An 11647-nucleotide genomic window follows, 5' to 3' on the forward strand; every position below is an offset into this window, starting at 1 on the left:
CATGATCGGCTTCCCGCGACGCCATCGCCTGGATCCGGACCTGACACCGGAAGAGCGCGAGGAGCGGATCGCCGAACTGCGCCGCAAGCGCCATGCACGCATGCGCGTCCTTGCCATCCGCAGCGCGTTGCTGACCGGTGGGCTGGTGCTGCTGCTGGTCGCCGTCGTCTACTGGCTGGTCAGCACGATCGGCGGGCGCGATGTGCTGCTGGCGCAGATTGTCCAGCGCCTGCCCGCCAACGCGACACTGAGCTGGCAGAAGGCCGAGGGTCCGGTGTCGGGGCCGTTGACGATGCACGACGTGCGTTTCACCTACGACGCGATCGTCTTCACCGCCCAGCGGGTGACCCTGGAGCCCGCCCTGCTGCCGCTGCTGGGCAGGCACCTGCGCCTGGATGCGCTGCAGGTGGAAAACGCGACGCTGGACCTGCCGGCCAGCGACGAGCCGTTCGAGCTTCCGCGCTGGCCGGACTCCCTGCCGCAGATCAATCCGCCATTGGCATTGACGGCCAACGACATCCAGATCGACGGATTCCAGGTCAGCAGCGAAGGCGAGCCGACGATCAACATCCGGCGCCTGCGCGGCGGCCTGCAAGCCCAGCCGGGCAGCCTGCACGTGCAGGAGCTGGTCGTCGACAGTGACCGCGGCCGCTTCACCGCCCACGGCGACTACGCCCCGGCTGACAATTACCGCACCGACCTGCTGGTGACCGCGGTACTGCCGGCGGCGGCCGGACGTACCCCGGCGCGGTTCGGTCTGCTGGCGCGCGGGGATCTGGACGAGATGGACCTGGGCCTGGGCGGCCGTGCACCCGGCGAGGTTCGCGCCACCGTGATCCTGCGCGGCAAGGACCGCCTGGTCAGTCCACCGGTCGCAAGAAGCGGACCGGTCATGGCCAGCGTCAACCGACCGCAGTGGCAGCTGCGCGCGCGCGCCGACGCACTCGACATCGGCCTGCTGACCGATCCCCAGGCCGCTCCCGCGGATACGCCACTGGCGCTGCAGCTGCAGGTCGACGGGGTTGGCGGCGACGCCCGCCTTCGCGGCGAACTTCGGCAGGGCGAGTTCAGCGCCAAGGTGCTCAATTCGCGCCTGCGGGTGGAGGATCAGGTCCTGGACCTGGATCCGCTGCGGCTGGAGCTGCTGGACGGCAGCGTGGTTGCGCGCGGCACGGCCGACTTCAACGATCCGGCCAATGCCTCGTTCCGCTTCGCCACCAATGCCCGTGGCCTGCAGTGGGGCAGCCCGACCGCGCTGGCCGCGGATGCGGATTTCGGTCTCGCCGGCACCCTGCAGGCCTGGGCGCTGATCGGCAACGCCACCCTGACCCGCGACGGCGAGCACGCGACACTGACCCTGGACGGACGCGGCAACAGCGAGCGCATGGACCTGAAAGCGCTGGACGTGGCGATGCCCACCGGCACCCTGGCCGCCACCGGTCGTATCGCCTGGGCGCCGGCGCTGGCGTGGGACATCGACAGCCGCCTGGCCGGTTTTGACCCGGGCTACTTCGCCGCGGGCTGGAACGGCTCGGTCAACGGCCACATCACCAGCACCGGCGGCGCCCGCGACGACGGCCGACTGGAAGCGACCCTCGACCTGGCCGACCTGGGCGGCCGCCTGCACGGCAAGCCGCTGGCCGGCAAGGGTCACTTCACCATGTCCGGCGCCTCCCCGGCCGGGGATGTCGCGCGCTACCAGGGCGAACTCGCCCTCGGCATTGGCGGCAGCCGGATTGACGCCAAGGGCAGCTATGGCGACCGCGTGGATGTCGATGCGCGCTTCGCCCCCTTGAACCTGCAGGACCTGCTGCCCGATGCCAGTGGCACGCTGCGCGGCACGGCCCGCGTGCAGGGTCCGGCGGCAGGTCCGGACATCCGCGCCGACCTGGTCGGCAGCAACCTGAAGTTTGCCGATTACACCGCCAGCACCCTGACGATCAGGGGCGAGCTGCCCTGGTCACGCGGCGACGGCCAACTGGCCATCCGCGGCGACGGCCTGGCACTCGGTGCGCCGGTGGACCGGCTGGCCATCGACGCGCGCGGCGCGGTGGAGCAGCTGAGTCTGAGCGCCAGCGCCGGCCGGGAAGGCTTGGCGTCGCTGGCACTGGATGCCTCGCTCAACCACCGCGGCAACCGCTGGCAGGGCACCCTCTCGCGGCTGGGGGTGGACATGGAGCGCGGCGCGGACTGGAACCTGCGCGCGCCCGCCGGCTTTGCCTGGGCGCCCGCGCCCAATGGCAGCAGCGTGACGCTTGAGCCGGCCTGCCTGGCCTCGACCGCCGGCGGTTCGCTGTGCGTCAACGCGGACTGGCCACGCCGCGGCCTCAGCGTGGTCGGCGAGGGGCTGCCGGTCGCGCTCGTCGAGCCATACCTGCCCGAGCGCGAGCACCGCCCGCCGTGGCTGCTGCGTGGCGAGCTAGCGATCGACGCGCACATCCGCCCGGTCGGCAACGGCTGGGACGGCCAGGCCCGCATCACCTCGGCCGGGGGCGGGATCCGCAACAGTGAGCGCTCACGCACCGAATTGCTCAGTTACAACAACCTGGCCCTGACCGCGACCTTCCGGCCACAGGGCATCGAGGCCGAGTTCAGCACCGGCTTCATCGGCGACGGCCGCATCGACGCCAGCCTGCGTACCGGCTGGGATGCGTGGTCGCCCCTGAGTGGCCAGTTGTCGCTGAACACGCGCGAGTTGACCTGGATGGAGCTGTTCTCGCCGGATATCGTGGAGCCGACCGGCCGGCTGAACGCGCAGATCACCGTCGCAGGCACGCGCGATACACCGCAGCTGGGTGGCCAGGCGCGACTGGCAGATTTCAGTACCGAGCTGCCGGCACTGGCCATCACCCTGCGCGAAGGCAACCTCCAGCTGGACGCGATGGCCGATGGCACGGCACGGATCCACGGCAGCGTACGTTCGGCCTCCAGCGCCGGCAACGACGGCAACGGCGTGCTCAGCGTCAACGGCACCCTGGGCTGGAAGGGCGACGACACCCCGCTTGTGCTGCGCCTGAGCGGCTCCGATGTGCTGGTCTCCGACACCCCCGACCTGCGCGCGGTGGCCAGCCCCGACCTCCAGCTCAACTACCAGATCGGCCAACCCATGCGCCTGTCCGGCACGATCAACGTGCCCGAGGCGATGGTCAACCTGGAAGGCCTGGACCACGCGGTGTCGCCGTCGGCCGACGTCGTCGTGCTCGATCCGGTCAATCCCGACGAGGGACCCGGCACGCCTCTGGCGATGGACCTGCGGATCACCGTCGGCGACAACGTGCGGATGAAGGGCTTCGGGTTGACCGGCAAGGTCGACGGCAACATGCACCTGCTGGCCCGCCCCGGGCGCGAACTCGCCGCGACCGGTGCGATCAACGTCGCCGGCGAGTACAAGGCCTACGGCCAGGACCTGACGATCACCCGCGGCCTGCTCAGCTGGTCCAACGACCCGGTGTCCAACCCGGTGGTCAACCTGCGCGCCGAGCGGGTGATCGGCGAGGTCACCGCCGGCGTGGACGTGAGCGGGCGCGCCACGGCGCCACAGGCCTCGGTGTGGTCGAACCCGGCCAGCTCCCAGCCCGAGGCTTTGGCCTACCTGACCCTCGGCCGGCCGCTGTCCACGTTGTCGGGCGATCAGCGTGGCGACCTCAACGCCGCTAACGCGGCACTGACCGCCGGCGGCGGCATGCTGGCCTCGCAGTTGGCAACGAAGATTGGCCTGGAAGATGCCGGCGTGGTCCAGAGCCGCGCACTTGGCGGCAGCGTGTTCGGGTTCGGCAAGCAGCTCTCGCCGCGGATGTACGTCGGCTACGGGGTTTCGCTGCTCGGCACCGGCCAGGTGTTGACCCTGAAGTACCTGCTCGACCACGGCTTCGACATCGAAATCGAATCGAGCACGCTGGAGGATCGCGGTTCGATCAACTGGCGCAAGGAGAAGTAGGCGCTTCCCACCGATGGGAACGTTGCACCTGCGGGGCCACGGCTGGGACCTGCGAACCTTCCCGGCGAATGTCCCCCGGCCTCCGCCTGCGGCGGATGCCTCCTCCTTTATTTCGCCCGGAATGCCCGCAGGTCCCGATGACGGATCTCAGCGGTGCCCGGATAGCGCCGCAGACAAGCGTCGCCTCAACAGCCACCGACAGGCTGGAATGAACGGGGAAATGTCCCTGGGTGAGAAATAAAGGAGGAGGCACCGGCTCTATCGGTGCCGGGGGACATTCGCGCCCAGGGACATTTCCCTGGTCGCCCGCGCCCGCTACTCGGCGGGCAGTCCGATCACGTGGCCCAGCTTCTCGCGCTTGGTCGAGAGATAGCGCCGGTTGCTGTCGTTGTGGCCGACCAGGATCGAGATCCGCTCCGGCACCAGGACACCCAACTTCTGCAGGGCGACGACCTTGGCCGGGTTGTTGGTCATCAGGCGCAGCGCGCCGACGCCGAAATGGGCCAGCATCGGTTCGCACAGGCCGTAATGGCGCTGGTCGGCGGCAAAGCCCAGGTCCTCGTTGGCCTGCACGGTGTCGGCGCCCAGATCCTGCAGGTGATACGCGCGGATCTTGTTGATCAGGCCGATGCCGCGCCCTTCCTGGCGCAGGTAGAGCACGATGCCGCGGCCCTCGGTGGCGATGCGGCGCAGGGCCTCTTCCAGCTGCGCCCCGCAGTCGCAGCGCTGGCTGAAGAATGCGTCGCCGGTCAGGCACTCCGAATGCACACGCGCCAGCACCGGCTCGCCGTCATCCAGTTCGCCCAGGGTCAGGGCCACGTGCTCCTTGCCGCTGGCGGTGTCGATGAACCCGTGCAGGCGGAAGGTCGCCCACGGCGTGGGCAGGTCGCAACTGTCGACGTAGCGGATGGTCGCATCGGCTTCCCCGGTCGACGGCGCCGGCAGGCACGCGTCTGCCGGCGTCGGTGGGGCATCGGCGGCGTGGAGATCGACGGCGGGACTGGGGTCACTCATTGCGGTTCCTGCACAACAGGGGGAATTGCAGCGAACGGGTCATTGTCCTCCACACGCCGCCGCAACAGGTCCTTGAATGGGTGCGATCGCGCGGTTTCTCAAGCGCGCGCACGCGTCGAGCCGCCGGGCACCGACGCCGGGCCGGTGCGATCAGGCGATGGGATGGCCCATCCAGGACAGCATCACCGAGGCGATGCCGAAATAGATCAGGATGCCGATGCCATCGGCCAGCGAGGTGATCAGCGGGGAACTGGCAGAGGCCGGGTCGGCCTTGAACTTGTTCAGCAGGAACGGCAGCGACATGCCCATGACGCTGCCCACCAGCACGATCAGCAGCATCGTCGTGGCCACCACCAGGGCGATCGCCGGGCCGCCGCGGAACAGGCCGATCGCGCTGACCGCAAAGGCCATCGTCAGGCCCAGCAGGGTCGACACGACCAGCTCGCGCACCAGCATGCTGCCCCAGTCGCGCATCTCCACATCGCCGGTGGCCAGTGCGCGCACCATCAGCGTGGCGGACTGGGCACCGGCGTTGCCGCCGCTGGCGATCAGCAGCGGCAGGAAGAACACCAGCGCCATGTTGGCGGCAATCAGGTCCTCGAAGTGGGCGATTCCAGCCCCGGAAAACAGGTTCGCGAACACCAGCAGGACCAGCCAGTAAACGCGCTGGCGATACAGCAGGGACACCGTGGCGTCCTTCATGCTCATCGTCAGCGTGCCCAGGGTACCGCCGGACTTGTGGAAGTCTTCGGTGGCCTCGGCCTCGGCCACGTCCATCGCGTCATCGGAGGTCACGATGCCGACCATGCGCTCCTCGCGGTCGATGACCGGCAGGGCGATGAAGTCGTAACGGGCGATCTTGTTCGCCGCCTCGACCTGGTCGGCATCCACGTACACGGTGACCGGGTTGGGCGCCATGACCTCCAGCACCGGGGTGTCCGGATCGGCCAGGATCAGGCGGCGCAGGGTTGCCACGCCGATCAGGTGGCGGTCGTGGTCGACCACGTAGGACGTGTAGATCGTCTCCTTGTCCGGCGCGACCCGGCGCAGTTCGGCGATCGCCTGGCCTGCGGTCAGGTCCGGCGTCAGGGTCGCGTACTCGGACGTCATCAGCGCGCCGACGCTGTCGCGCGGGTAGCTGGCAAGGCGCCGGATGTCGTCGCGCTCGGCCTGCGCCAACGCCGGCAGCAACCGCTCGCGGCGGTCCGCCGGCAGGGTGTTGAACAGGTCCACGCGCTCGTCGGCGGACATCAGGTTGAGCAGCTCCAGCACCTGCGGTCGCGGCATGCCGGCAACCAGCTCGGTCTGCAGCTCCAGCGGCAGGTAGCCGAACAGCAGCGCGAGCTGGTCGGCCGTGATCAGCGGCAGCACCTGCGCCTGCTGCTCGGGCTCCAGGCGGGTCAGTACATCGGCCAGATCGGCTGCAAGGACATCGGCCAGCTCGCCTCGCAGCGACTCGCTGTCACCGCGCTCCAGTTCAGCGGCGATCGCGTCCGCTACAAGATCGGCGTCGAAGTTGCCTTCCGCGTCAGCCCGGTACAGGAGGCGGGTGTCGGGCTTTTTCTTCTTCTTGAGGTTGATCACAGGGTGCCTCCGGATGTCGCGAACGTGGCGACCACGGAGGCATGCAGCGCCGGCTTATCGGGTCGCTACAGGCTCCACGTACCGCCAGGGACGCGCGCGGTCCATGGTGTAGGGGAAAATTCCAGGTCGACTCGGTCTGTCCACGGTGCGGGCATGGCCGGAGGAAACGGGCCCCGGCAGCCGCCGAAGTCTAGGAACCGGCGCCGCCGGGGTCAACCGGCACGCCGCCTCCCGGGTTCGCGTTAGGCAGGGTCAGGCGACCCGGTGACGCCGCGCGCCCACCAGGTGCACCAGCAGCAACGAGATCGCCGCCGGCGTCATGCCGGGGATGCGCTGGGCCTGACCGACCGTTTGCGGCCGCACCTGCTCCAGCTTGCCGGCCAGCTCCGCCGACAGCCCGTGGACCCGGCCGTAGTCGAAATCCCCGGCGATCGGCGTGGTTTCGTGGCGGATCTGGCGCGCGATCTCTGCATTCTGCCGGTCCAGGTAGCCGGCGTACTTCACCCCGATCTGTACCTGCTCGGCAACTGCCGGATCCGCCACGCCCGGACCCAGCGAGGGCACCGACACCAGCCGGAGGTAATCGATTTCCGGACGCTTGAGGAGGTCGCGCGCACTGGTCTCGCGGCTGAGCTCGATGCCCAGGCCGCTGGCGACCTCGGTGCCCAGCGCGTTGCCCGGCGACATCCAGATCGCACCCAGCCGGGCGTTCTCCGCCTCGATCGCGTCGCGCTTGGCGGCGAACGCATCCCAGCGGGCATCACCCACCAGCCCAAGCTCGCGCCCGGTCGCGGTCAGGCGCAGGTCCGCATTGTCCTCGCGCAGCTGCAGGCGGTATTCGGCGCGGCTGGTGAACATCCGGTAGGGCTCGGTGGTGCCGTGGGTGATCAGGTCATCCACCAGCACACCGATGTAGGCCTCATCCCGGCGCGGGCACCACCCCTCGTGGCCCTGCACCTGCCGGGCCGCATTGACGCCAGCCAGCAGGCCCTGCGCGGCGGCCTCCTCATACCCGGTGGTGCCGTTGATCTGGCCGGCGAAGAACAGCCCCTGCACCGCCTTGGTCTCCAGGCTCGCCTTCAGGCCGCGCGGGTCGAAATAGTCGTACTCGATCGCGTAGCCGGCGCGGGTGACATGGGCGTTCTCGAAGCCGCGGATCGAGCGCACCAGTTCCAGTTGCACGTCAAAGGGCAGCGAAGTGGAAATGCCGTTGGGGTAGATCTCCGTCACCCCAAGGCCTTCGGGTTCCACAAAGATCTGGTGGCTGGCCTTCTCGGCAAAACGCACCACCTTGTCCTCGATGGACGGGCAGTAGCGCGGACCGATGCCGTCGATCTGGCCGGTGTAGAGGGGAGACCGGTCCAGCGCGCCGCGGATGATCTCGTGGGTGCGTTCGCAGGTCTCGGCGATCCAGCACGACACCTGGCGCGGGTGGTCGGCGTGCGAGCCCATGAAGGACATCACCGGGCGCGGGTCATCGCCGGGCTGCTCGACCATGACCGAGTAGTCCAGGCTGCGGCCGTCGATGCGCGGCGGGGTGCCGGTCTTCAGCCGGTCGACCACGAAGGGACCCTCCCGCAGCCGCGCTGCCAGGGTGACTGAGGGTGGGTCCCCGACCCGGCCCCCGGAATGCGTGGTCAGGCCGACGTGGATCTTGCCGGCGAGAAAGGTCCCGGCCGTGAGCACGACCGCAGGTGCGCGGAATCGCAACCCGGCCTGCGTGGTCACGCCGCGCACCTGGCCGGCGTCGAAGTCGATATCGTCCACCGCGGACTGGAACACGGTCAGACCCGGCTGGCGCTCGACCGCCGCGCGGATGAAGGCGCGATACAGGCTGCGGTCGGCCTGGCAACGGGTCGCCCGTACCGCAGCGCCCTTGCTCGCATTGAGCCGGCGCCACTGGATCCCCGCGGCGTCGGCTGCATGCGCCATCACTCCACCCAACGCGTCGATCTCGCGCACGAGATGGCCCTTGCCGATCCCGCCGATGGCCGGATTGCAACTCATCGCACCGATCGTCTCGATGTTGTGCGTCAGCAGGAGGGTGCGGGCACCAGCGCGCGCTGCCGCCAGGGCCGCTTCGGTTCCCGCATGGCCGCCGCCGACCACGATCACGTCATATTGGTAGAAGTCGTTTTTCATGTCGCCAACCAGGCAGTCGGGGTACGCCGTGGACGCGCAGGACGCCGAAACCGGCGCCAACGCAGGGAAGGAATTGTACGCCGATCAATCACTTGCCACGAAAACCGGCGCGGGCTGAGAGGAGTCAAAAGCCGTCGCCACGGGACCGATTTCACGTCGCGGTCAACCTTGGCACGCTTCGTGCGTTATCACTCCTGCACCCAACGGGGCAGGCGCCAGGCGCCGGTCGGGATTGGAACAGGGCCGACCATGTGCCCGTCGGGGAAGCACCAGGGTCGAATGTCGGGGGACATTCGGCCCTTTTTTTGTCTTCGGGTTGAACGCGATCACACTTTGCGCAGGACGCCGCGCGTCGGAGCAACACCCGAAACGCAACGCTCCCACCTGGACACGGCGTCACCATTGGTCGCCCAGAATGGCGAAAGCCCCGCGTGACGGGGCTTTCGGGTGTAGGCGCCGATGCCGGACAAGGGCGGAACAGGGGGGATCCGAGATTCCTTGTCGGGCATCAGCATTGAAACGATAACTGATTACGTCGCATTGCGACGTTGTTTGTCAATAGCAGGCCCGCAATGCCCGGTCGACGCTTCCGGCTACTCGACCTGCCGCGAGGTACGCGCGCGCTCGATCATCCGATCGGAACGCGAATTGCGCGAACCCTGGCTGGGAGGAGCGGCCGGTCGACTGGGCATTGCGGCGGGGCGCGGCTGCGCTGGAACCGGATTGCGTATCACGGCCGAACTCGGTCGGTTGCCGGCGGGCGGCGTCGACCGCTGGATGCGCTCGCGCTGCAGGCGCTCATAGTCGCGCCATGGCGCACGATCGTTGCGTCCACCCGTGGGCGGGCGATAGCCGTGGTTGCCGCCATGCCCGGGACGCACGATCACCACGGGCGGCCGGTAGTAACCGCCGCCGTAGCCATATCCGGGGTACCCGTATCCCGGATAGCGGTAGCCGGGATACCCATAGCGGTAGTTCAGGCTGCCGTAATACGCGGGATAGCGATAGTTGTTGTAGTAGCCGTCGCTGTACCGATAGCTCGTGGAGGGCTGGCCGTAGTAATAGCCGCCGCTGTCGTATTGGTAGCCGCTGCTGACGCAACCGCCCAACAAGCCGATCGCGAGCGCGGGGAGCAGGAGTTTGCGGAACATGCGTGGATCCCCCATTGATTGTTGAATCATACTGCGCTATAGCCGTTGAACTAGCGCTTAATCCATTTTGCCGCCGGAGACCCTGCCGCCGGCGCCCGCGACTTCGGCTACGCTTGTCGGCATGAACAACGCCGACCCCGCCCAGACCGCCACCACGGCGCACGCCGCGCCCGACTTTGACGCCGTGCTGACCGCCGCCTCGCGCATTGCGCCGCACATCAACCCGACCCCGGTTCTGCACGCCCGCACCCTGGATGCGATGGCCGGCTGCCGGTTGCTGTTCAAGTGCGAGAACCTGCAGCGCGCCGGCTCCTTCAAGTTCCGCGGCGCGTGCAATGCGGTCTTCTCACTGACCGACGCACAGGCTGCCCAGGGCGTGGTCACCCAGAGTTCGGGCAACCACGGCGGCGCGGTGGCGCTGGCATGCCGCGAGCGCGGCATTCCCGCCACCGTCGTGGTTCCGCGCGGCGCCTCGCGGGTCAAACTGGCGGCGATGGAAAGCTACGGCGCGCGGATTGTTCCGTGCGAGCCGACGCAGGCCTCGCGAGACGAGGTCACAGCGCGGGTACTGGAAGAGACCGGCGCGGTCCTGGTCCACCCGTTCAACGATCCGCGGGTAATCGCCGGCCAGGGCACGGCCACGCTGGAAATGCTGCGCTTTGCGCCCGACATCGACACGGTCGTGGTACCGGTCAGCGGTGGCGGGCTGATTTCCGGGACCGCATTGGCCGCCCTGGGCGTCGACCCGTCCATCCAGGTGTATGGCGCCGAGCCTGCCGGCGCGCGCGATGCCCACGATTCGCTCAAGCAGGGCGAGCGCGTCACCGGCCGGGTCGCCGACACGGTATGCGACGGACTTCGCGCCGAGCTGGGAACCCTCACCTACCCGCTGGTGCGCCAGCTGGTACGCGACATCCTGCTGGTGGAAGACACGCAGACCGTCGATGCCATGCTGCTGGTGTGGGAGCGGATGAAGCTGGTGATCGAGCCCTCCGCGGCGATCGGCCTGGCCGCGGTGCTGGGAAATCCCGAGCTGTTTGCCGGTCGCACGGTCGGCATCGTGCTGTCGGGCGGCAACATCGACCTTTACGAGCTTTCGGAACTGCTTTCGCTCGCGTCGCGCAGCTGAAGCTTGAGCGGTCAGCCGTCTGAGGGCGGCGCCGTGCGGGAAGCGATGGCCAGGTGACCGAGTCCTTCGGCCAGCAGGAGGCGGGCGACGGCGGCACGCTGCGCCAGGGGCTGCGCATGCAGGTCGTCGAGCAGCCAGCGGATGGAACGGCAACGCGCGTGGTGATCCGACCCGTTCAGGCCCGCAACGAAACCATCATTGAGCATCGCCGCGCGCACGCCGGCGGACTTCAGGCCCTGCCGGGCCGATGCCTCGTCGAAGGGCTGCCGCGGCGACTGCATGGCGACGACGAACAGGTTCGCCACGGCGCCGGCAAAACGGCCGCTGTGCTCCGGCCCCAGCCGGTTGGCGACCTGGTTGAAGGTCGCCAGGCTGCGCTCGGCGGCCGGGTCGAACAACGGGCACAGCACCTCGGCCTCACGCGGATCGGACAGGCTGCTTCGCGCGACCTGGAACAGCTGGTCAATCGCCGGATCCGGTGCCCGCAGGAGCAACTCGTGGCCATCGGCGACCAGGGCGGAGGGATCGAACCCCCATTGCTCGACGGCTGCGGCAGGCGATTGCTGCGCGCGCACCGGCATCAGGCTGGTGGCGATCAGCGTGGCGACGGAGACCACCGCGGCGAGGGTCATCGGATGGAACATGGCGGGCGCTCACGGCTGTGCGGATGGACTCCGAATTTAAGCACGC

At 68.8% G+C, this 11647-nt stretch carries 7 protein-coding genes; 2 read left to right on the forward strand and 5 right to left on the reverse strand.

The genetic code is table 11. The annotated features are described in order from the left end of the window. The first annotated feature begins 1 nt into the window (after position 1). Positions 2 to 3937, forward strand: coding sequence for a translocation/assembly module TamB domain-containing protein (locus tag INQ43_RS12125; RefSeq protein WP_228062524.1), 3936 nt, complete (start codon positions 2 to 4; stop codon positions 3935 to 3937). 315 nt (positions 3938 to 4252) lie between these two features. On the opposite strand, the gene ribA is transcribed toward INQ43_RS12125, so the two are convergent. The 4 genes from ribA to INQ43_RS12145 all read right to left on the reverse strand — a co-directional run bounded on the left by ribA (position 4253) and on the right by INQ43_RS12145 (position 9828). Continuing rightward, positions 4253 to 4951: a GTP cyclohydrolase II gene (ribA, locus tag INQ43_RS12130; RefSeq protein ID WP_194036615.1), complete on the reverse strand. Its 699-nt coding sequence runs from the start codon at positions 4949 to 4951 to the stop codon at positions 4253 to 4255. A gap of 150 nt (positions 4952 to 5101) precedes the next feature. Next, complete coding sequence (gene mgtE / locus INQ43_RS12135) at positions 5102 to 6535, reverse strand: magnesium transporter (protein ID WP_228062525.1); 1434 nt, start codon at positions 6533 to 6535, stop codon at positions 5102 to 5104. Between the two features lie 252 nt (positions 6536 to 6787). After that, entirely contained in the window at positions 6788 to 8677 is a 1890-nt protein-coding gene (gene mnmG / locus INQ43_RS12140) for a tRNA uridine-5-carboxymethylaminomethyl(34) synthesis enzyme MnmG (protein ID WP_194036616.1), read from the reverse strand. A gap of 593 nt (positions 8678 to 9270) precedes the next feature. Continuing rightward, positions 9271 to 9828, reverse strand: coding sequence for a hypothetical protein (locus tag INQ43_RS12145; protein WP_194036617.1), 558 nt, complete (start codon positions 9826 to 9828; stop codon positions 9271 to 9273). 121 nt (positions 9829 to 9949) lie between these two features. Between INQ43_RS12145 and INQ43_RS12150 the strand changes: the two genes are divergently transcribed. Further along, on the forward strand, positions 9950 to 10957 hold the full coding sequence (locus INQ43_RS12150; protein WP_194036618.1) for a pyridoxal-phosphate dependent enzyme: 1008 nt from the start codon (positions 9950 to 9952) through the stop codon (positions 10955 to 10957). 11 nt (positions 10958 to 10968) lie between these two features. Here INQ43_RS12150 and INQ43_RS12155 read toward each other — a convergent pair whose 3' ends face one another. Continuing rightward, entirely contained in the window at positions 10969 to 11601 is a 633-nt protein-coding gene (locus INQ43_RS12155; RefSeq protein WP_194036619.1) for a hypothetical protein, read from the reverse strand. Between the last annotated feature and the right edge of the window lie 46 nt (positions 11602 to 11647).

Source organism: Lysobacter sp. H23M47, assembly GCF_015209765.1.
In the GTDB taxonomy this organism is placed as follows: domain Bacteria; phylum Pseudomonadota; class Gammaproteobacteria; order Xanthomonadales; family Xanthomonadaceae; genus Novilysobacter; species Novilysobacter avium.

Coding starts and splice junctions, on each gene's coding strand:
- INQ43_RS12125 (WP_228062524.1), top strand. CDS start 2: ATGATCGGCTTCCCGCGACGCCATCGCCTGGATCCGGACCTGACACCG.
- ribA (WP_194036615.1), bottom strand. CDS start 4,951: ATGAGTGACCCCAGTCCCGCCGTCGATCTCCACGCCGCCGATGCCCCA.
- mnmG (WP_194036616.1), bottom strand. CDS start 8,677: ATGAAAAACGACTTCTACCAATATGACGTGATCGTGGTCGGCGGCGGC.
- INQ43_RS12145 (WP_194036617.1), bottom strand. CDS start 9,828: ATGTTCCGCAAACTCCTGCTCCCCGCGCTCGCGATCGGCTTGTTGGGC.
- INQ43_RS12150 (WP_194036618.1), top strand. CDS start 9,950: ATGAACAACGCCGACCCCGCCCAGACCGCCACCACGGCGCACGCCGCG.
- INQ43_RS12155 (WP_194036619.1), bottom strand. CDS start 11,601: ATGTTCCATCCGATGACCCTCGCCGCGGTGGTCTCCGTCGCCACGCTG.